General features: G+C 47.7%; 18 protein-coding genes. 9 read left to right on the top strand and 9 right to left on the bottom strand.

What is annotated here, in order from left to right; translation table 11 throughout:
* The first annotated feature begins 231 nt into the window (after positions 1-231).
* The 4 genes from MH144_RS06255 (at position 232) to MH144_RS06270 (ending at position 2952) form a co-directional block, all read left to right on the top strand.
* Positions 232-1029, top strand: a complete 798-nt coding sequence (locus MH144_RS06255; RefSeq protein ID WP_239298443.1) for a Nif3-like dinuclear metal center hexameric protein — start codon at positions 232-234, stop codon at positions 1027-1029.
* A gap of 249 nt (positions 1030-1278) precedes the next feature.
* Positions 1279-1704, top strand: a complete 426-nt coding sequence (locus MH144_RS06260; protein ID WP_239298445.1) for a DMT family transporter — start codon at positions 1279-1281, stop codon at positions 1702-1704.
* A 46-nt stretch (positions 1705-1750) separates the two neighbouring features.
* The gene (locus tag MH144_RS06265; protein WP_239298447.1) at positions 1751-2449 is read left to right on the top strand and encodes a Crp/Fnr family transcriptional regulator; all 699 of its coding nucleotides are present in this window, start codon (positions 1751-1753) and stop codon (positions 2447-2449) included.
* Between the two features lie 17 nt (positions 2450-2466).
* Positions 2467-2952, top strand: coding sequence for a DMT family transporter (locus MH144_RS06270; protein ID WP_239299279.1), 486 nt, complete (start codon positions 2467-2469; stop codon positions 2950-2952).
* Positions 2953-3039: 87 nt separating this feature from the next.
* Here the strand turns inward: MH144_RS06270 and MH144_RS06275 are convergent, their stop codons facing one another.
* From MH144_RS06275 to MH144_RS06295, 5 genes are all read right to left on the bottom strand, one after another.
* Complete coding sequence (locus MH144_RS06275; protein WP_095287765.1) at positions 3040-3756, bottom strand: YebC/PmpR family DNA-binding transcriptional regulator; 717 nt, start codon at positions 3754-3756, stop codon at positions 3040-3042.
* 288 nt (positions 3757-4044) lie between these two features.
* Positions 4045-5766: an assimilatory sulfite reductase (NADPH) hemoprotein subunit gene (gene cysI / locus MH144_RS06280; protein WP_239298449.1), complete on the bottom strand. Its 1722-nt coding sequence runs from the start codon at positions 5764-5766 to the stop codon at positions 4045-4047.
* Positions 5767-5816: 50 nt separating this feature from the next.
* The gene (locus MH144_RS06285) at positions 5817-7652 is read right to left on the bottom strand and encodes an assimilatory sulfite reductase (NADPH) flavoprotein subunit (RefSeq protein ID WP_239298451.1); all 1836 of its coding nucleotides are present in this window, start codon (positions 7650-7652) and stop codon (positions 5817-5819) included.
* A gap of 254 nt (positions 7653-7906) precedes the next feature.
* A complete protein-coding gene (locus MH144_RS06290) occupies positions 7907-13105 on the bottom strand; it encodes an S-layer homology domain-containing protein (protein ID WP_239298453.1) in 5199 nt (1732 codons plus the stop codon).
* 488 nt (positions 13106-13593) lie between these two features.
* Positions 13594-15150, bottom strand: a complete 1557-nt coding sequence (locus tag MH144_RS06295; protein ID WP_095287476.1) for an ABC-F family ATP-binding cassette domain-containing protein — start codon at positions 15148-15150, stop codon at positions 13594-13596.
* A gap of 160 nt (positions 15151-15310) precedes the next feature.
* On the opposite strand from MH144_RS06295, the gene MH144_RS06300 reads away from it, so the two are divergent.
* The gene (locus MH144_RS06300; protein ID WP_239298455.1) at positions 15311-15763 is read left to right on the top strand and encodes an SET domain-containing protein; all 453 of its coding nucleotides are present in this window, start codon (positions 15311-15313) and stop codon (positions 15761-15763) included.
* Positions 15764-15948: 185 nt separating this feature from the next.
* Here the strand turns inward: MH144_RS06300 and MH144_RS06305 are convergent, their stop codons facing one another.
* Together MH144_RS06305 and MH144_RS06310 are read right to left on the bottom strand one after the other, a co-directional pair.
* Positions 15949-16560, bottom strand: coding sequence for a DUF1349 domain-containing protein (locus MH144_RS06305; protein ID WP_239298457.1), 612 nt, complete (start codon positions 16558-16560; stop codon positions 15949-15951).
* Positions 16561-16589: 29 nt separating this feature from the next.
* Positions 16590-17933 (bottom strand): dihydrolipoyl dehydrogenase family protein, encoded by a 1344-nt coding sequence (locus MH144_RS06310; RefSeq protein WP_239298459.1) that lies wholly within the window; start codon positions 17931-17933, stop codon positions 16590-16592.
* A 222-nt stretch (positions 17934-18155) separates the two neighbouring features.
* Between MH144_RS06310 and MH144_RS06315 the strand changes: the two genes are divergently transcribed.
* Together MH144_RS06315 and MH144_RS06320 are read left to right on the top strand one after the other, a co-directional pair.
* Positions 18156-18518 (top strand): iron-sulfur cluster biosynthesis family protein, encoded by a 363-nt coding sequence (locus tag MH144_RS06315; protein WP_239298461.1) that lies wholly within the window; start codon positions 18156-18158, stop codon positions 18516-18518.
* Between the two features lie 263 nt (positions 18519-18781).
* Positions 18782-19558, top strand: coding sequence for a M15 family metallopeptidase (locus tag MH144_RS06320; protein WP_095358384.1), 777 nt, complete (start codon positions 18782-18784; stop codon positions 19556-19558).
* Between the two features lie 146 nt (positions 19559-19704).
* Here MH144_RS06320 and MH144_RS06325 read toward each other — a convergent pair whose 3' ends face one another.
* Positions 19705-19848: a hypothetical protein gene (locus tag MH144_RS06325; protein ID WP_239298463.1), complete on the bottom strand. Its 144-nt coding sequence runs from the start codon at positions 19846-19848 to the stop codon at positions 19705-19707.
* Positions 19849-20075: 227 nt separating this feature from the next.
* Between MH144_RS06325 and MH144_RS06330 the strand changes: the two genes are divergently transcribed.
* Positions 20076-20708 (top strand): nitroreductase family protein, encoded by a 633-nt coding sequence (locus MH144_RS06330; RefSeq protein ID WP_239298465.1) that lies wholly within the window; start codon positions 20076-20078, stop codon positions 20706-20708.
* Between the two features lie 44 nt (positions 20709-20752).
* Here MH144_RS06330 and MH144_RS06335 read toward each other — a convergent pair whose 3' ends face one another.
* Entirely contained in the window at positions 20753-21916 is a 1164-nt protein-coding gene (locus MH144_RS06335; RefSeq protein WP_239298467.1) for a leucine-rich repeat domain-containing protein, read from the bottom strand.
* 237 nt (positions 21917-22153) lie between these two features.
* Between MH144_RS06335 and MH144_RS06340 the strand changes: the two genes are divergently transcribed.
* The gene (locus MH144_RS06340; protein ID WP_239298469.1) at positions 22154-22612 is read left to right on the top strand and encodes an AraC family transcriptional regulator; all 459 of its coding nucleotides are present in this window, start codon (positions 22154-22156) and stop codon (positions 22610-22612) included.
* Positions 22613-22678: the final 66 nt, after the last annotated feature.

Genomic DNA, 22678 nt, shown 5'->3' on the forward strand with positions numbered 1-22678 from the left:
TGTACGTTCGCCTCGTATGTATAGTCTATTATCCTTGTATCACGAGGTAAAAAGGCCCCGGAGATTATGTTTACCGGGAGCCACCATTAATTTATATCCACTATTGACATTGGTCAATCTAGCAATGAAATGGACCACCCCTTATTTCGTAGCAAGTCTACAATGGTTAATGCTGTCATTTCATAAGAATGATACACTAAGGATATATTCTGTCATTGGAGGTACATATTCATGGAGGTAAGCGTTCAAGAAATTATCGATCATTTGACTGCTCATGTTGAATTGCGGGATAACACCGTGGATCAGTTAATTAGCGGATCGATGGATCAGCTCGTCACTGGTATCGTTGTTGCATTCATGCCCACTCAGCAGGTCATTGAACGTGCAGTACAACAGGGAGCCAACCTGATCATCGCCCATGAGCCCCCCTTCTATAACCACCATAGTCATACCGATTGGCTAACCGAAAATCCTGTCTATCAGACAAAGCGTAACCTCATTGATGAAGCCGGAATTGCCATTTATCGCTGCCATGATTCCATTCACCAAGTTCAACCCGACGGCATCACCGAAGGTTTAGTTCAAGCATTGGGATGGACAGCCTTCCTCGAGCAAAGGAAGCCGGAAGCAGATATTCTATCTTTTGATACGGGTATGACGGTTCAGCAAATTGCAGAACATATCAAACATACACTTCAGATTGAATATGTGCGTGTTGCTGGTAACTTGGAGATGACTTGCCAGCGTGCAGCCGTTTTGGTCGGCTTTCGCGGTAATGGGAATCTAACCATCCCCCTACTACATAACGAACGCTTGAACCTGATTATCGCAGGCGAGGGATTCGAATGGGAAACACCGGAATACATACGTGATGCTGTACAGCAAGGCAGGCAGCAAGCCCTTATCATGATGGGACATGCCGAAAGTGAGTCTTCCGGGATGAAACTCCTTGCCACGAAGCTTGATCAAGCTTACCCTGAATTGCCTGTAACCTTTGTTGGAGAACAGCCTGTATATAACGTGCTTTAATTGATTTTGGATTAATCGCCGCCCTCTGCGAAGAGGGCCTCTTCTAGTTTTCATCAAAAAAATTCTTAGGTGCTGTCTGATTATGTTTAGATTGTACAACCTCCACTTCGCTCACATATGGATTTTTGTACTCCAATGTTGTACGCTGATTGCTATGGTTTTGGAGTTCAGGACATTTGTCCTTGGCGATTGGGGCACTTCTATCATTTAATAGAAGTCGAAGTAACACAGTGATAAGGAGCGTACAGCATGAAAGGAATTATTTTTGCATTACTTGGCGGTGCCTGCATTACGCTGCAAGGTGTGGCCAACACACGGATTAGTACGGACATGGGTACATGGCAAGCCGCCACCATTACACAGTTTACCGGCTTTATCTTGGCAGCCATCATTTTGCTTTTTGTCCGTGATGTCAATCTTCAGGGATTAAAACAAGTCAAACCGCTATATCTCGCCGGAGGTGCCTTCGGTGCAGTTATTATTTTCAGCGAAGTATCTGCCATTCAACAAATTGGGGTAACCTTCACGATCTCCGCCCTGCTGATTGCACAGCTGTTCCTGACTTTTCTGGTCGACAGTAACGGGTGGTTTGGTGTAGTGAAGCAGAAGATGAAGCTTCCGCAATTTCTAGGCATAGCACTCATGATTACGGGTGTTGTTATTATGAAACTGTAGGTTTCTTTTTAGTTTGCACAAGAACAGGTCGGGGGCGAAGTACTATATGGAAGAAGTCCATGATGAACACCAATTGTTGCACTACTTGAAGCAGTACCAGCTCGAAACGGTATTTCCCGAGCCCCTGCGTCCATCGATGACCGTATGTCATTTTGAAAAATGTGAATTGATCTGCCGCCAGGGTGAAGCATCCGAATACTTATATGTGCTGGTGGGAGGCAAAATCAAGATTTTTACCACGTCCGCCCAGGACAAAACTCTCGTGCTCTGCTTCAAAACACCACTTGAAGTTGTTGGGGACGTGGAGTATGTCCGGGAAAGCCATATCATTAATACCGTGCAGGCTGTCACGCCTGTCGTCATGCTGCGTATCCACTACCAGCAACTGGCTGAACATGCAGGTGACTATGCCCCTTTGCTGAAATTTTTGCTAAAGATCATTTCTCATAAGTTCTACATTGATTCGAACTTTTCGAGCTTCAACCTGATGTACCCGGTTGAAGTGAGGTTAGCCAGCTACCTGCTGTCCATCTCCACCGAGGAGGCAGGTGCCGTGGAACATGAGGGTTTGGATTCGTTTAATCTGACCGACATTTCCAATCTGATCGGTACAAGCTACCGGCATCTAAACCGGGTCATTCAGAAGCTATGTACGGACGGGTTCATTGAACGCAATCAAGGATTTATTCAAATTAAGGATCGAGCCGGTTTGCGTCAAATTGCAGGTCACAACATCTATGAATAAGGAGATTACAGCTCATGATTGTTACGGGTATATTGCTCGCATTACTTGCAGGTTCACTCGTCAGTCTGCAAACCGTTTTTAATAGTAAAGTCAATGAAAAGACCGGGTCATGGTCCACGACAACGATGGTTCTTTTCACCGGATTTATTGCCTCTTTCCTGATTTCACTGCTGGTGGAAGGCAAAAACACGTTCAGCTTCCAGCATATGCAGCCATGGTACTGGGTAAGTGGTGCTATCGGTGTAGGCGTCGTATTCTGTCTCGTTCAGGGAATGAAGCTGCTCGGACCTACCTTTGCCATATCCATTGTCCTGACCTCCCAACTGAGTTTTGCCCTGTTGTTTGATTCGATGGGCTGGCTCGGACTGGAGAAGATCCCCTTCTCCTGGAATCAGCTTCTCGGCGTACTTGTAATTGTGGGAGGAATTGTCGTGTTCAAATTTGGCGGCAGTAAAAGTAATACAGCGGAGAAACCCCGTAGAGCTCTGCGGTCCAACTCTTAATTACACATGCAGAAAAAGAGTGTCCTGCCATCATCAAGATGGACTGGACACTCTTTTTCTTATAGACACAAGCATATGCATGAAGTCTTATACAAACTCTACGTTGTGGTACACTTGCTGAACATCTTCCAGATCTTCCAGGGCATCAATCAATTTTTCGAATTGAGCCTGTGCATCCTCGGGAAGTTCAATATGGTTTTGCGCCAGCATTGTCAGCTCGGCTACAGTGAACTCGGTAACACCAGCAGCTTTGAAAGCTTCCTGTACGGCGTGGAATTGGTCTGGCTCTGCGTATACGATCACGGATTCATCCTCATCCACGATATCCCGCACATCCACGTCTGCTTCAAGCAGGATTTCCAGCACTTCTTCGGAGTTTTTGCCTTCTACACCGATGACCGCAGTTGGATCAAACATGTAAGCAACCGAACCGCTGACGCCCATGTTTCCGCCGTTTTTGTTAAACGCGGAACGAACTTCAGGAGCTGTCCGGTTCACATTGTTGGTGAGTGCATCCACGATGACCATCGCACCATTTGGTCCGAAGCCTTCATAACGCAGCTCTTCATAGTTCTCATCCCCGCTGCCTTTAGCCTTTTCCATCGCGCGATCAATAATCGCTTTTGGTACATTATACGTTTTCGCACGTTCCAGCACGACTTTCAGCGCACGGTTTGCCTCCGGGTCTGGTTCACCCTTCTTGGCAGCTACATAAATCTCAACGCCGAACTTGGCATAAACCCGGCTTGTATTTGCATCTTTTGAAGCTTTTTTTTCCTTAATATTATTCCACTTACGACCCATATCGTTTCCGCTCACTTTCAACATGTAATCTGCATTCTACCTAGTTATTATATCTTGTTGAGACTGCTTCAACAAGTTCAGTATGACGAAATAATGGTAATGTTTCATAGCAAACGGTCGTCAGATGCAGCCTGAAACGTCATTTGCCCTTTCATTAACCTTCTCGCTCTCACCCAAATATACTTCAGTTCCTATAGTATGACGAGCCTCGCCATTTACCAGATCAATCAACGAATCTAGCACAAAGAGCATTCCCACAGGAATGCTCTTCTAACGAACGCAATTCAATCAGGCATGAAACTGCTGGCCGTCCAGCACTTCAGGCACATAACCGGCACGAATAACAAAATCACCGAAATGTTCCCCTTCATGACGTTCTCTCGCAAACTGATGCACCATCGGAGTCAACGTATTCAGGATCTCTGCTTCACCAATGTTTTCTTTATAGAGCTTGTTCAGGCGATGACCAGTAAAGCTGCCACCCAGATACATATTGTATTTGCCGGGAGCCTTCCCGATAAATGAAACCTCGGCGAGCATTGGGCGCGCACACCCATTAGGGCATCCAGTCATACGAATGACGATCTCTTCGTCTCTCAGCCCTGCTTCATCCAGAACGGGTTCCAGCTTGTCGATCAGGGACGGCAGATACCGTTCGGACTCCGCCATGGCAAGACCACATGTAGGAAGTGCCACACACGCCATGGAGTTTCGGCGCAGTGCAGAATAATGAGCCCCATCCGTAAGATTATACTGCTGAATCAACGCTTCAATTTTTTTCTTCTTCTGACTGCTAATGTCCCCGATAATCAGGTTTTGGTTGGCTGTCAGCCGGAAATCGCCGCTATGAATCTTGGCAATTTCACGCAATCCGGTCATAAGCGGGTAGCCGTCGATATCTTTTACCCGTCCATTTTGGATAAACAACGTATAATGCCATCTGCCATTGCTGCCTTTGACCCAGCCGTAACGATCTCCGTTATGATCAAAATGGTAAGCACGTGCTGCTTCCAAGCTCCACCCCAAGCGATTCGTCAATTCCTCCACGAACCAGGCGAGCCCGCGGTCATCAATGGTATATTTGAAGCGTGCGTGCTTGCGTACTGCACGATCTCCATAGTCCCGCTGAATCGTGACCGTTTTCTCCGCAACATCAATCATTTGCTCGGGTGTACAGAAGCCGATGACTTTGGACACTTGTGGATACGTCTTCGGATCACCATGCGACATCCCCATTCCGCCGCCTACCGACACGTTGAATCCCTGCAGCTTGCCGTTCTCCACGATAGCGATAAACCCTAGATCCTGTGAAAATACATCGACATCATTCGATGGAGGAACCGCAATCCCGATCTTGAACTTCCGCGGCAAATATACTTTACCGTAGATTGGTTCCACTTCCTCGTCACTCGCTCCGGTATCGATCACTTTCTCCCCGTCCAGCCACAACTCATGATAAGCCCGAGTACGCGGATCCAGGTGGTTGCTCACCTGACATGCCCACTCATATACTTCTGCATGCACATCGGACTGATTCGGGTTCGGATTACACATTACGTTCCGGTTCACGTCTCCACATGCCGCAAGTGTGCTCAGCAGGGAATCGTTCACTTCACGAATCGTGTTTTTGAGATCCCATTTCAATACACCATGAAGCTGGAAAGACTGACGTGTAGTCAAACGAATGGTTCCGTTCGCATATTTATGGGCTACTCGGTCCATCATGAGCCATTGCTCAGGAGTTACAATTCCGCCAGAAGCTCGTACACGCAGCATGAACTGGTAAGCAGGCTCAAGCTTCGACTTGTTTCGTTCGTTGCGCAGATCACGGTCATCCTGCATATAGCTCCCGTGATGCTTCATCAGCCGGTTGTCATCCTCCGGAATGGAACCGCTAATACGGTCCGCCAATGTTTCGGTGAGACTGCCGCGCAAGTAATCACTTTTGATCTTTATATCTTCCACATCACTGTTAGCGCGCTGCGGATTTAATAAGTTATTATAAGCCATGCTGCTTTCTCCTCTCGTCTCTGCGGGTGCCTTCATCCGGTATTTCCGAATTAATACACGTCCCGCTGATAACGTTTTTCCTGTTGCAACCTAGTCAGATACTCTGATGCCTGCTCAGAAGTCAAACCGCCCTCTTGTTCAAGAATGGTAGCAAGTGCGCCATGAACATCATGAGCCATCTTTTTCTCATCACCACACACATAGATGACTGCGCCTTCCTGAAGCCATTGATACAGCTCTTTGCTGTTCTCCAGCATCCGGTGCTGCACATATACCTTATGCTCCGTATCCCGAGAGAAGGCCACGTCCATCTTGGTGAGCACGCCGTCTTTGAGCCAGCGCTGCCATTCGGTTTGATAAAGGAAATCCGTGAGGAAATGTTGGTCCCCGTAAAACAGCCACGTTTTGCCCTCCGCTCCCGTTTCTTCACGCTCACCCAGGAACGATCTGAATGGGGCTACTCCCGTTCCCGGTCCAATCATGATGATTGGGGCATCCGGGTTCTCCGGCAATTTGAAGTTCGGATTATGCTGAATGTATACGGGCAGGCTGTCTCCTGTCTCAATACGCTCTGCCAGATGAACCGAGCATACCCCGTAACGCTCTCTTCCGCGCGCTTCGTAACGTACTGTACGCACCGTGAGATGTACTTCATCCGGGAATGACTTCGAACTGCTGGCGATGGAGTATAAACGTGCAGGGATTTTACGAAGAACGGCAACAAATTCTCCAGCCGGTATGCCCTTCAGATTATAATCCTGTACCAGATCCAGCAGATCGCAGCTGTTCATAACATTGCGGAACTCGGCGTCATTCGCGAGCAAATTTGCAAGTCCGCTGTCAGGACTTAGTTTTGCAAGCTCCTGAGCTACCGGTTTGGTGACAGACGTAATTTCGAAATAGTGCAGCAATGCTTCATATACCGATACCTGCTCACCGGATTTGTTCACCGTTACACGTTCATCGGCATTCCATCCCATGGCTGCAATCAGCTCATCTACCAGACGAGGATGATTTTCCGGGAATACGCCCAGGCTGTCTCCCGGTTCGTAGTCCAGATTGGAGCCTTCCAGAGACAATTCGATATGACGAGTCTCCCGGTCTGATCCCCTGCCGTTCAGATTAAGATTCTCCAGCACTTCTGCCTTGAATGGATTGGTCCGATTATACTCGGATTCCCCGCCACTCACCGCAGCGACGACAGCTTCGCTAGAGATGGTACCCGCAGTCGCTGGCGTGCTGCTAAGGGAGGCAAGAACGTCATTCATCCATTCCGCTGCCGCTTCGTCAAAATCAACATCACAGTCTACACGAGGAACAATTGGCGTACCACCAAGCTCCTGCAGACGAAGGTCGAAATCTTTGCCAGTCTGGCAGAAGAATTCATACGACGTATCTCCCAGCGCCAGCACGGAATATTTTAATCCATCAAGCTTCGGAGCACGTTTGCTGTTCAGGAACTCATGAAGTGGAATCGCATTATCTGGCGGCTCGCCTTCACCGTGAGTACTGACAACAATGAGAAGATTCTCAATTTTTTTCAGTCCGTTCGGTTTGAAATCTCCCATGGCTGATAACGTCACCTGAAGACCTTGCTCTTCCAGTTTCTTAGCCAGCTTCTTGGATAATCCGCTGGAATTTCCCGTTTGGGATCCGTAAAGTACCGTTACTTCCCTGGAAGCCGGAGGTACACTGACAGCCGATACCGCTTCCGCTTGTACGTTTGATGCAGCACCTGTTCCGGCCGCTACGGCTGCGATCCCCTGAATAGCTGTTAAATATCCGCTAAGCCAAGTCTTTTGTGCATCGTTCAGTGTAGGAATAAGACGGTTGAGCAGCTCAACCTGTTCCTGATTAAAAGGGCTGTTTGTCACTTGAAGTTCCACCATTTGCCACCTCGCGCATTGCTTCAATTTTAATTCCTACTAAAATGATCAAATTTATTTCTACTCTCTAGAACCTAACACACCGGGTGTTGGGGGTCAATTTCAATGATTTTATAACATTTATCAGTTTCGCTGATAAAGGAACAATATGTACGAACCAACTCCATTTATGGTCATGCAAAAAAGGCTTACTAAGACCTTCAATCCAGGTCTTAGTAAGCCTACTTTTCCTTTTGTTCGCTAGTTTGTTTTCGTCAGTTTGGCCAGACCAATTTGTCCATCATTGCGTACACAAGCGCAGCCGATTCAGCACGGGTTGCTTCGGCAAGCGGCTTGACCTCGCCGTTGTAACCGCTAACGATGCCCAGATCCACTAGAATGGCCACACTATCCCGGGCATATGGACGGATTGCAGAAGCGTCGCGGAAACGAGTAAGGCTATCTGTGGAAGCCGATTCGGGTTCGACCAGCCCTGCCACCTCCAGCGCTCTTACCGTCAGCGTCATCATTTCCTGACGGGTGATGGTGGCTTCAGGCTTAAAGCGCCCATCTCCCATGCCGCCAGTAATGCCAAGTGAGCGAGCGGCATTAACTGCTTCGTAATAAGAAGCGTTAGAGCTGACATCCGAGAACGGAATACCAGATGTACCATTTAAGCTGAGTGCCGTAATCAGCCACTGCACGTACTGACCACGCGTCATCTCTTGTTTCGGATGTAATTGACGTTCGCTGCCGTTTTCAGCTGCATCCAAGACGCCGCGGACAGCCAGTGCCTCCAATGCATTCTTGGCCCATGGCACATCGGTAATATCTGTGAATTCCTGCTGCACAGATACGGCTGCATAATTTCCTGCTGCCGACACCACGGAGAATGCTACTTCCCTCTTCTCTTGATCGTAACGGCTTTGCGACAACGGGGTCGCCACATGGTTCGCATTCAACGCGAACGCTACGATTCTATCTCGCTCTACACCTTGCAACGTTCGGTAAGGCAGGTGAAGCTTCAGCTCATGTGTTTCTGGCCAAGCATCGCCATCCAAAACGAGTTCAAGGCGTACTCCATACTGCGTACCGAGTTGATCGGCGACTGTTTTTGGCAGTTCCATGCGGATGAATCGCACCTTAGCCAGTTCGTGGCCTGCCAAGTCTTCTGTTGACAGCGTCGCAGGAAGTTCTAGTGTTCCCAGTTCCGTAACGAGCTGGAACACATGCGATTCGCCTTGATCCGCCAACGCCGAGGCTGGCAGAGACACTTCATAAGTGCTTGCCCCTGAGAGTGGTTTCTGCCGAAGTTCAACCTGACGGATACCCTTACCTGTAGGAGGTGCAACTTGGAGGGCTTCTTTGATTACAGAAGCATCCACTTTCGTCTGCACAATCCCATCCTTATCTACCACCCCTTCTAACTCAAGAATGGAGCGATCTTTTTGTGGTCCAGGTTTTGGCGAAGCATTCCCTGGTGTCGGAGTACCAGACCCCGGTTGTCCTCCGGAATTGCTCGAGCCTCCGTTAGAATTTCCACCTGAACCATCGGATCCGGATCCACCCGGGGAAGGCGTATACGCTGGTACGTACACCGTTAACGGCTGGGTCATGGCTTTGCTGTCATCCGAGGTTCGAGTAACCTCCAGTTCCAATGTCACCGCAGTTTCCTTGGTTGGCGGCACGATTGTTCCATCGGTTTGAATGACGGATGGTAACGAGCTGGCAGCGATCTTTACTGTAAAACCTTGCGGTACAACCGGCAGTTTTAACTGCTTGGCACCTGCAGAAGGCTGCTCTAATGTTGTAAGGCGTGCAGCCACATCAGCAGCGGTCTCTTCAGCGGTACGCATTAGATAAGCAGAGGATACACCACGAATGGTACGCCCCGAGGCATCAAAGGCCTCCACTTTGTAATAGTAATCGGTGCCAAGACGCAACCCGCTGTCGATGTATTCCCGCAGACTACCACTGTAAACGATAGTATACTCACCCTGTTCCTTGTTCGAACGGTAGAGCTTGTAACTTGCCCCACCTAGCTGAGCATCCCAGCGAAGCTTAGCGCTCTTCGCATCCGATATATCGGCATCCAGTCCGGCCGTGTTGTCCATCGGTGGTAGTCCATCCGGTTTGGCAATGACGATCCAGCTGATCAGCGGGTCCTGTGATGCCGTATTGCGCACCGTCAGTTCAAGCTTATTCTCTGTAACGGCAATACCTGTATGAGCTCTGACATTAGCAGGTGTATACGTCACCGGACCCGTGTTATTGCCGTTGATCAGGAAGTTTGCTCTGCGGGACGTATTGGTCCACGGATCGTTGAAACCTGCGTACACATCATAAGTTCCATTCGGCACTTCAAAGGTATAGGTTAGGTCGCTGCCCTTGGGCGAATTGCTCACATTGCCGCCGTTCAAATAGCGCACGGTGGAGTAAATATCCCCGCCAGCTGAACCGGATGGCAATGCATCAGTACTAACATAACCCCAATTACGTCCTTCCGCCGGTGCATACAGCTGGTCAGCCGTTCCCGGATTGGCAAGCGAACCTTTCATATATTCACCCATTAGTTTGTAATCAGCCGTTTCATAGCCTCCGCTGTTCACAAAATAGAGTGCATTCTCCGGTACGACATATACACGGACCGCCTGTTTCTTGTTGCCGTACTCCGGTGTCGTTACCTGCAGCGTGACCGGTCCCGGTTTGGCAAAATCCCCTGCTGTCATCGCCCGGTTATCCACCGTCCATACTGCTGGTGTTGGGACAAGCGATCCTCCATCACGCACGTTAACCGTTGTTGGCAGAGAAGGCACTTTCCCCAGAGGTACGGCTTCAGGCAGCGGATCGGCGATGTCCACCTTGCCCATTGAATTCAGCAAATCAGGTGTCCAGCTGTCGTACCATCGAATTGCAATGTCGGAGCCCATGCCAAACTCAATCGGCAAGAATACGTATTTAGCCCCGTCATTTGAGAAGTTTCCGCCGTTCCACGTATCCCCCACGTAAATGAATTTCCCTTTTTCCGGGTCAACAGGAATGACTGATGTAGTCTGCGTGCCGAACGCCTTGCCTGGATCAGGATCGCTCGGCAGCGTACGTATAAACGGATTCGTCATCGTGGACCATGGACCAAAAATGTTGTCCGCCACGGTTACCTTGTTTTCGTTCGGTGACCATCCTGATGCACCGGAGGTCAAAATGTAATATTTGCCCTGATACTTGAACATAGCGGGTGCTTCGCGTTGTCCACCCGGGAATACTCTGACGTAGTCAACGCCGTATTCCGCCTGATACGTAGCATCGCGCACCGGATTGCCATTCTCATCCGTTAGACCTTGCTTATGCCAACCTGTCACATCGCTGTAATCTTCGTTCAGTTTGGAAATATACAAGGTCAAATTTTCCTCACTGGAATAGATCAGGTATGCCGTACCATCGTCGTCCTTGAATAAAGTCATGTCACGTGCCATGCCCCGATCACTTGGGAAGTAATCTTTCTCCCCTTCCGGAGCTCTGTCCATTCGGTAGCTCTTCTGGTAAACGAACGGCCCTGTTGGCGAATCGCTAATGGCATAACCAGCCTGTGCTTTTCCGTAATTGGCACTATCGTTGTATGGATCCTTATCTCCATCCATGTGAGCCCACATGACGTACTTTTTCGTTTTGTCGTTATAGATCACCTTCGGACGTTCAATAATTCGCCCTCTACGGATATCTGCCCAAATGTTTACCCTATCTTCACGCCCTGCATACAACTTGGAAATCAGCGGATCATTCTCGAAATCATCCATGGATTGTATCATCGTGAGTGCCATGCCTTCATCCGTCCAGTTCAGCAGATCTGTCGATGAATACGCACGGACCCCAACGGCTGGCCATCCTCCTGTATGATACTCCCCATACCAATAGTACTTTTCGGTCTGCTCATCGTAGAAAAAGCCCGCCCCATGTGCGTCGATAGGTTTACCACCCAGGTCAGGCCATAACTGGCCCGGTGTAAAACTCGTGCGAATTGTGGCAGCGCTGAGCGGTGCCGATGCAGGAGAAGGAACCCCTTCCACAGTTGCCTGAAGAATATAATAATATCCTGTGCCCATCGTCAGGCCGTCATCGTTAAATGTGTTACCGCCACCGCTATATACCTCCTGATACGTACCGCCTGCACTGGTGGCCCTGGATACGGAATACGTCACTTCGGAACCAGGCAGCGGATTCCACCCGAGAGTAATCGACGTATCAGTCACAGCCGAAACGGTAAATTCGGCGGGGGAATCCATTAGGTACGTTGTCACCTCTGCAGCTGCATATTCGGATTCTCCGGCGGCGTTATACGCCGTTACGCGATAGCTGTAGCTTTGGCCGGACACAAGACCTTGGTCCGTGTAAGTGAGTGCCTGGCCTTCGTACACCTGCTCATATTGCTCATTGCCCGCTAACGATCGATCGATGCGGTAGCCGGTTGCCTTATCCACAGCTGGCCAAGACAATTTCACGCTTGAAGTATTAAGGGCTTGGGCCTTCAAATCACCTGGAGCCTGAGGTGAGGTAGCTGCCGTCCGAACCTCAAGCGGTGCCGACCATAAAGATTCTGTCATTCCCCCGTATTCGTAAGCGAGCTTGTAATAATACACCGTATCGGTGATTAAACCATCGTCTACGTAACCCAGTGATGCGGTATCCGTGACCAGGGAATATCCACCTTCAGGCGAGGTGGAACGATACAGGCGATAGCTGGTCGCGCCTGCTGTCTCGGTCCATTGCAGCGAGACCGAAGATGACGTCTGACCGTTGGCTGAGAGTACAGTATCGTTTCCCGGCGGCGGCTCGGCGATGGCTACGTCATCTGCATGAACGGATTGCCAGCGATTTCGTATGCCGAGGCTGCCCGCACCGTATGTAGTATCAATCAGATCGAATACCAACCGATTTGCTCCGTTTTCGACGATGTACCCGCGAATGGAATCACCTGACAGTACTATTTTCAGGGTATACCATGTATGTTTGGCAAAAGAATAATCCACCGACTTTAAGGTGGTATCCACTCCATTCACCCGCTTGGAGAAGACGAGTTTATTGGCTGGAACCTGCATTTGAAAATAATAAAAATTGCTTTTATCCTGAAACCGCGGCAGCATTCCCGGATATCCCTGACCATCTCCCGTGTAAAAGCGCATGGACACCGTCATGTCGGACATGATGTCGCCCGTGGAGATGATGCCTTCCCCGGTATCGCTCTGAAAAAGCGTCTGGTTCGATGCGTCTGTAGGATCTGAGGTTACCTCCCACAGACCTGAGCTTACGTTCCATGCGGGTGATGCCGAGTAATCTCCATCGGAAAAATCGTCCTGCAGCAGTGTACCAGGCATGCTGTAAGGATCAGCATATGTCTTGCCTGGCAGCATCAAAGGTCCGGAAGATAACACGAGAGTAGCAGATAACATGAATATCAACGGTTTTCTGAGTTTATCCAATATCCATTCTCTCCTTTGCCTCGGAAAATGAAAGCATGGTCTTGATCACACGGTACTGTTAATCAGCATTATCTGTGTATCCAGCGCGTGGTAAGGCGTTTCACCTCCTTCGTTTAATGAAATCGGTTTCATTCGAGCGCAAAAAAAGACCTGTCTCCCCTGTTAAGAGCAATGATCCCAATACGGATTACCGTGTCTTCTTTGCCTTAAGTAGTGAAACAGGTTGCTTATGTCATGTGAATGTAAGTGCTTTCTCGCATTATATTATCGCCTTATTGACGCTGTCAACCACATCACAGCTCGAACATTTTTCGCGGAACAACGCAAAAAAACACGCATTCTGCCCGCTTCCGCAAGCAAAATACGTGTTCTTGATCATTGGTTCGAGCTTGTTCGCAATTCCGCTTATTCGACACCATTCAGGCCAGGGCCAGAACGGAGCATTCTCTAATTGCGACAAATCTCACCTTTTTCATTTCGACATCAATTTAGAATACTTTGGTTGTCCACGATTCACAGTTCCAAGTTTCCGTCACAACATCACGATAGAATTCAGGTTCATGCGAGATCAACAGAATGCTGCCTTTGTAGGCTTTGAGCGCACGTTTCAGCTCATCCTTGGCATCCACGTCCAGATGGTTCGTAGGCTCATCGAGTACAAGCAGGTTGGTTTCGTTGTTGATCAGTTTGCACAGACGCACTTTAGCCTTTTCTCCACCACTCAGCACAGCAACCTTACTCTCAATGTGTTTCGTGGTCAGACCACATTTCGCAAGTGCAGCACGAACCTCGAATTGTGTATATGACGGGAACTCCTGCCAGATCTCTTCGATACAGGTATTGTAGTTCGCATCCTTCATCTCCTGCTGGAAGTACCCGATCTCCAGATGCTCCCCGCGCTGAACTGTTCCTTCCAAGGCAGGAATTTCACCCAAAATGCTGCGCATCAGAGTGGTTTTACCGATTCCGTTTGCACCCACGAGTGCAATCTTCTGACCACGCTCCATACGCAGATCCAGCGGTCTGGACAATGGCTCGTTGTACCCGATCACCAGCCCTTTGGTTTCAAAAATAAGCTTGCCGGATGTTCTGGCATCACGGAAGTTGAACTGTGGCTTCGGCTTCTCCTTGGCGAGTTCAATTACATCCATTTTGTCGAGTTTCTTCTGTCTGGACATTGCCATGTTGCGTGTCGCCACACTAGCCTTATTACGTGCGACAAAATCCTTCAGATCCGCAATTTCCTGCTGCTGACGCTTGTAGGCTGATTCCAGCTGCTGCTTTTTCATTTCATAAACTTCCTGGAAGTGATCATAATCGCCCACGTAACGGGTCAGATCCTGATTTTCCATGTGGTAGATCAAGTTAATGACACTGTTCAGGAATGGAATATCATGCGAGATCAGAATAAATGCATTCTCATACTCTTGCAAATAACGCTTCAGCCATTCGATATGCTGTTCATCCAGATAGTTCGTCGGCTCGTCGAGGAGCAGAATATCCGGCTTTTCAAGCAACAGCTTGGCGAGCAGTACTTTGGTCCGTTGACCACCGCTCAGATCATTAACGTCCTTATCGAGACCGATATCCGTCAGACCCAGACCGCGTGCAGTCTCGTCCACTTTTGCATCAATCATGTAAAAGTCCTGGTTGGTCAGAGTATCCTGGATGGTTCCGACATCCTCAAGCAGCTGTTCCAGTTCCTCAGGAGTAACGTCTCCCATCTTGCCATACATCTCGTTCATTTCCTGCTCCATGTCGAACAGGTATTGGAACGCACTGCGCAGGATATCACGAATGGATTGTCCCTTGTTCAGCACGGCATGCTGATCGAGATATCCAACGCGCATGCGTTTGGACCACTCGACTTTGCCCTCATCGGGCTGGAGCTTGCCAGTAATAATGTTCATGAAGGTGGATTTACCTTCACCATTGGCCCCGATCAGTCCAATGTGTTCGCCTTTCAACAGGCGGAAAGATACGTCGTTAAAGATAGCACGGTCACCAAAACCGTGACTTAATTTTTCCACATTTAATATGCTCATTCATGACACCTTTTCTATATAGACTTCATTCCTGTATATTATAATCGTTATAACCTGCACAACTCAACGCCATATTTGCCTTATATGCATGAATCGGTTAAAATTTGGCCTTAAACTACTATAGAACGGAGCTCTCTCAGGCGAGCATCAGGTGAACATTATGATTGAAGTAAAACAATCCAAATTGGGTGATGGCGAATTTAATCGAGGGGTTTTTGCCACAGTGGATATTCCCAAAGGCCAATTGATCCATCAGGCCCCGGTTGTCCCTTATCCCAACGAAGACCACGAACATGTCGAAAAAACAATCCTGGAGGATTATGTATTTGAGTACGGTGCCAACCACACCGCCATTTTGCTGGGATACGGCAGCTTGATCAATCATTCGTACGAGCCCAACGCAACCTACGATATCAACTTTGAAAACCATACATTTGACTTCTATGCTTATACAGATATCAAAGCAGGCGAAGAGATTCTGATCAATTACAATGGCGAAGAAGAAAACATGGACCCGCTATGGTTCCTGGACGATTATGAAGAACGAATGCGTGAGCTGAACGAAGCTGAGGAACACAACGAAGAGAATGATGAGAACAACGACGCGAAATAATCTTGGTAAAAAAACGAGCAATCCAGTGATCAGGGACAGAACTGAAAAATTACAGCGTTACATCTCGCTGAAATCCTGCTAAGCACTCTGGCTGCTCCCTTCTCACAACGTAAACAAGCAAGCCTTCCATACAGGAAGTACTTGCTTGTTTGGCGTGGAATAAATCCGTTCAACGGGCACCGTTCTCAATCCATTATGGGCGGATCGATGTGCAAATCCTCATCAGGTGTCGTTTTTCTCCACTTCGTAAATGCCACTTCAAACCCCGCACGCTTGGGTGAACACAGGAATGGACCCGCTTGCTTGTTCACCGGATAAGCAAAACGCGCAACCCGAATGGTTCGCCAAGGATGTTCGTCCGTACGTGCCCGAATGACTACCGCTTCGTTGTGGTAGGAAGCTCGAATGGTAACCTTACGGCCACCCCATTCCGGAACAGGGGATAACGACCAGTCCGAGAAGTGATCCGTTACTACAGCGCCAATATGAACGACCCCGTCGTTCACTTCCACGCCAGCCTTGATCCATTGTTCACGACTGTGCCAGAGCATTAAACCTGCCTGATCATAAAGTTCAGTAAAAGAACTTAGATCAAACGTAATTTCGACAGCTTCATTTCCGTCCCACGGCGTCAGAAGGGCATGTCCATTTTGATGACTGAATCCGTAGAACGTATTCTCCCAAAAATCACTGCCTTCCTGTGCCTCCACGATGAAACGGTCTCCCTCTGTACGGGTTGCAACCGGTTCAGTGGTCCATTTGGCATCTGGTGTACCCAGAAATTGTGCTGCAGACATGTATTTAACACCCTCCCATAATCAAAACGTCAAATCAAAGAGCTCAAATCCGATGCAGCCGTAGGATATGCAAAATTCATGGTGCTTAACTGATCAGCTGTCAGTTCGAATTGAATGGCCATGGCAAACAGGTTAATCAGCTCTTCGGTCTCGCTGCCGAGTACATGGGCCCCCAGAATGCGTCCTGAGTCGTTATCGATCACAACTTTGGCCATGGCATACTTCTCATTTGTCCGTTTATAAGTATACCATTGCGACATGTCATTTACCTTCACCTTGTATCCTTTCTCTTCCGCTTGATCCACAGTAAGACCAACAGAGCCAAGCGATGGTACGGTAAACACGATGGACGGCATAACTTTGTAGTTCGGCATAGTATGATTGCCCTTCAGCAGATTAAAGGCGACAGCCCGTGATTCCTGACCGGCCAGAGGCGTTAGGGGAAGCCCCTTCGTTGCTGCAACGTCTCCGGCTGCGTATACTTTGGGGTTGCTGGTGCTTTGTAGATACTCATTCACGGAGATGCCTTTCTCACTATAACTGACCTTCCCCTTTTCCAATTCCAGTCCATCCACATTAGGGATACGTCCCGCCCCATGCACGACCCGTCCCCCATGCCACTGATGATCGGCTCCGTTACGGATACCACTGACCACGAAGGTCTCCCCCTGTTTCCGAATGGACTTCACTTCCGCATTCAGATGAACGTGAATGCCGATCTCTTCCGATTTTTGAACCAGCAAGTCAACAAGCTCTGAATCAAACTGCTCTAGAGGTCGCTGTCCCCGGTGGATAATGTGTACCTCGCTTCCTGCTCTTGCAGCGATGTGGGCAAATTCAAACGCAATGTAACCTCCACCCACCAAAACCAGTTGATCCGGAAGCTGATCCAGTTCCAGAAAATCATCGCTGTAAAGAAGATGTTCTGAGCCATCTATTGGGAGCGGTGCAGGTTGCGCGCCAGTTGCAATCAGAATATGTTTTCCATGCAGCACTTCATCTCCCACACGAATGTGATCTTCATCTACAAAAGAAGCCTTGCCATGGAAGGTATCTATGCCGGCCTGTTTGAATTTATCCTCGCTGGCTCTCGGAATGCTCGCCGTAAATGTTCGTTTGAAGGCCATAAGTTCCGGCCAGTTGATGGTCGTTCTTCCCTGAACACCCTTCCCCAGCAGTCGTTCATTCCAGTCGATCAGTTCAGCAGCTCCTGCCAATACTTTCTTCGGATCGCACCCTCGCAGGGCGCAAGTGCCGCCAAATTCACGCTCATCAATCACGGCTATTTTCCACCCGGCTTCAGCACAGCGAGATACAACTGAATTCGCTGCACTACCGGTTCCTATTGCAATTAGATCGTATACTTGTGTCATGAGTTGTTCCTCCTGTTCCCTTTTCCCAAAACCTTTTATTCTCATCTATTACCCCAAAAGAACACCCCAATAATCATCACCATGCACGGAGATCTTCTTCCGATCCGACCAGACCTATATAAATTATTTGCGTTGATTTGGAAGCAAGGTGGTATAATGAAAGAAGAGCAACTACATCATTTACATTTCAGGATTATTTTCAACATATAAGGAGTGAGCACGATGCATATTCAAATTACAGATCTGGCTGCAGCGAGATTAACCGAGAGCTTGAATGACCAACCTGGCTACTTCAAAGTGTTCTATGACACTGAAGGTTGTGGATGTAACGGAATTCTGGTCCTCTTGATTGTGGATGAGCCTGCTGCACTGGATGAGCAGATCGAGACCAATTTGGTTCCATTCTATGTTGATCCAAAACAGCAATTAAATCTCGAACAGCATATGAAGCTGGATACGGAAGAAAACTATCCTTCCTTCACATTGAGCAGTGATTCCGGTGTACTTAGCAGCAACGTTCGTGTTCGGGACACGCGAACTGTGAATGCGGGAAAATCCACTACACCTGATGCGTGCATGCTGTAAACAATAACCGTTTATTTTCTTAAACAATCGTTGAACATTAAATATTCAGATAAGCAAAGACTCTGCATTGAATGCAGAGTCTTTTTTATGTTCTACTTGGCCAAATGACCAAAACTATGAATCTCGCATGATTTGTTTACAACTCGGAAACAATTGGAGAACCTATGGATATAATCCTCTAGTATACTCGGTATATAGAAAAGCATGTCTGGTATCAAACAGATGCAGCATGCTAGAGATTCATTAACCCGAGGAGGAACATCATGAAATCATTCACACGCAAATCTATCATATCCACTCTACTCATAGGCTCTGTCGTAGCAGGCGCTGCCTTCACTGCCTTTCCCTTTGTACCATCCATGACGCCAGTCGCATCGGCTGCAAGCTCCAGTTTCACTCAATTTTTGCATGATAACGCGCCAAGCCGCACCATTAAAACTAGCAGCAGCGGTCTCGCAACAGTAACGAATCTAGCCAGCACTGTGGTACTCGTGAACAAAAAAAGAAATCTGCCTTCAACCTATGCACCAAAAGATTTGGTTGTACCGAATATTCCATTCAGCTTCTCCGGCTCCAGCCCGAAGAAACAAATGCGTAAGGTCGCTGCTACCGCGATCGAAAAGCTGTTTGCAGCAGCCAAAAAAGATGGCATTGACATCAAAGCCGTATCAGGTTACCGTTCCTATTCGACACAGAAATCCATCTTCGAACGAAATGCAAGTATCAAAGGTGAAGCAGTAGCCAACAAGACAAGTGCTCGCCCAGGGCAAAGTGAACATCAAACCGGACTTGCCATGGATATTTCCAGTGCATCCGTAGGCTATGATCTGCAGCAAAGCTTCGGCAACACCAAAGAAGGCAAATGGCTGAAAGCCAATGCCCACAAGTACGGATTCATCATTCGATATGGCAAAGATCAGGAGAAATTGACCGGCTACTCTTACGAACCTTGGCATGTACGTTACGTTGGGGTCTATATCGCTGGGGAAATTACAAGTCAGAAGCTTACTCTGGAACAATATCTGGAGCGCGCCAAATAACGAATAGTTTGCCTTACACGAAGAAAAAAATGAATGAATCAGGAGCCGGAGCCCGGAAGGGGGCATTCTGCTCCTGCATTCTGCACGATAACAACATTGTGCTTATGGTTAAGACATCATACGTTTCTGCAGCAACATTCTTTTGATCAAAAACTGACCATTCTTTTGACCGCGAGAGGCAGTCGTTTCAAACCTTCGGTTCCCGCCCAGGAACCCGCTCCTGCCAAGAGTGCATTATGACACAAATAAAATGCAGCATGATAGGCAAGCGTGCCAACGATGATTTCCATGACCAAGAATTTTTTTAGTGTGGAAGATTGGATGACATATACCTTGAATTCGTGATAGGAGCTCTCCCTCCTGAATCTGGTGATGAACGTCCTCATGTTTCACCTCTACTGTTTTTATTATAGGTTATGGCCCTTTGGTCTTGTCTTATTCGAAAATAATACTTACCAAAAGTAACCATGCGTGTTATAGTCAATTTATACTTTATACATAAGCGAGGTAAACCACCATGAGTGCACTTGAAAACTTGGTCAAAAGCCGTAGATCCGCCGTTATTTTTGAAGAAGGTATCGAAATCCCGGAAGCCGATTTGCAGCAGATGTTCGCATTAAACAAATTTGCTCCATCAGCCTTTAACCTTCAGCATACCCACTACCTGGTCTTGACCGACCCGGCCCAAAAAGAAAAAGCATACGAAGCCTCACAGCAATACAAAGTAAAAACAGCCTCGGCTGTCATCGTTGTTCTGGGAGATATCAAGGCTCACCACCACATCCGCACGATTAACGAAGGTTTACTGCATTTGGGTGTACTCAATCCATTTGAATATGAACAGGAGTCCCAGAGTGTTTTTGATTTCTATGAAGCCCGTGGCAGTGTGTTTCAGCGTGAAGACGCCATCCGTAATGCCAGCCTGTCGGCGATGCAGCTGATGCTGATTGCACAGGATATGGGATGGGATACGTGTCCCATGATTGGTTTTGATGCCGATGAACTGCAGAGCAACCTGGATGTTCCCGAACATTACGTTCCTGTCATGATGATTACGATCGGTAAAAAGTCAGAAGCCAAACAGCGCCCTCGCGGCTATCGCAAGCCCATCAACGAGTACGTCAGCTTTAATAAAATGCATGCAGAGTAACGCCATTCAAATAGATCTACCAAAAAAGCCACGGTTCCGTGGCTTTAATACATTTCATAGATCAGCTGCTCTGATAATTGAAGGTTCTCATCGAACTCTGCATAGATGTACATTCGGCCTGCTGGTGTATCACCCGCGTCATACCCGAGCCTGATAACCTCACAGTCCTGGAATTCCACATCTGCCAGAACCAGTTCTGATAAATCCTCATCCGGATGAGCTTCGGCGATTAACACCAGCGCCTGTTCAGCAAGCGACTGCCATCTCTCCCACGCTTCTTCCATATATGGTGTCAGTTCTTCCATCTCTGCCTTAGTCGAAACCTGTGCGGTAACGACGAGCTCACTTCCCTCCTGGATTGGCAAATTCAGTTGATAGTTGGAGAATGTCCCATTGTATTGAAACATACCCATTCCCTGAACTGTATGAGCAGGTTCCGTCATCAGATTATCCACAGCATGCAGTTTCTCCAGCTTGGAATTATGACTGCGGTCCAGCTCTGTGAGTTTGTTCTCTGAACAATAGAGTTCTCTAAGCTGCGTATTATGTTGAATATCCAGCTTGCGGATATGGTTGTTGAAACACCGTACACTCTCAAGCTTCAGGTTAGAACTTAAATCCAACTCTTTGATATGGTTATCATGGCACCGAAGTTCATTTAATGCTGGACAGTTCGTTATATCCACACTTGTAAGATAATTACTGGCGCAGTTGAGCCGCTTAAGCAGTGCATTATGACGAAGCTCAAGTGAAAAGAGAGCATTATAGCTGCAACCCAGTTCTTCAAGCTGTACCTGCTTGTCCAGATCCAACTGGGACAGCATGTTCCAGTGACATTCCAGATACATCAGTTTGGGATTATGACTTAAATCCAATTGTCGCAGTCGATTGAAGCTACAATCCAATTCTTCCAATTCGGGATTCGAGCTAAGGTTAAGCGAGAGAATTTGATTTTCCTTGCAGTGTAAGATTCTGAGCTTATCATTGCGTCCTAGATCCACAGACGTTATTTGATTGTAGCCACAGTCCAGTTCTTCGAGGTCTCTAAAATATTCAATCCCGCTCAAACTTCTCACATCTTGACTCGTGAGTTGCAATGATGTTACCTCTTGGATGTCACTCTCCTGAATAGAATCCCGCTGATTACAAAAGTGGTCCAATACATACTGTCTGAAACGTTCATCTGTAAAGGCATGTGTAATATCCATATCCGGAATCTCCCTTCCTCATTTCATATCGAAACGTCCATCAAGCATATCATTCTTATTCTATGGTGTACCGCTTCAAGAATCAATCAGGAAGCTTACATACAAGACCTAGAACCCAGCGTTAAATGAAGTCCCTTTCCTGCGACTCTCCTTAATCGAAAAGAGTTATGCAAATTTTTTTATACCATGTTAACATCCATCAAGTAAGATAATTCCTTAGGGAAGGGAAGATAGAAAATGGAAATGTCTATGGAAGATCTGGCGGCATGTCGAATCGCTTATGTAAGACAAGTAGGTCCTTATGGTTCTGCTAACGTCCAAGCTATGAACCAGTTGAAACAGTGGGCAATTGAGAAACAATTACTCACTGAAACAGCAATTTTATTTGGCATACCACAGGATGACCCAACAACGACACCACCGCACCATTGCAGATACGATGCGGCAATCGTGCTCCATGAACTTGAACTCCCTGAAGATGACTCGATCGAGATTGGAGAGCTCCAGGGTGGCAACTATCTCATCTGCAAGGTTAGGCATACGGCAGAAGGTATTCAGCAAGCATGGAATGATATGATTCCTTATTTACAAAACAACCAGTATATCATTGATCAACAACCAGTTCTGGAGCGATATCGATGGGATCTCCTCGAACAGCATGAGTGCGAAATTTGTGTGCCTGTGAAAAAGGTCTAATCTAATACGTTGGAAAGCACAAAAGGAGTGACTTCATCAATGAAGTCACTCCTTCTTCAATCTACT

The organism is Paenibacillus sp. ACRRY (genome assembly GCF_022346995.1).
Classification (GTDB): Bacteria; Bacillota; Bacilli; order Paenibacillales; family Paenibacillaceae; genus Paenibacillus.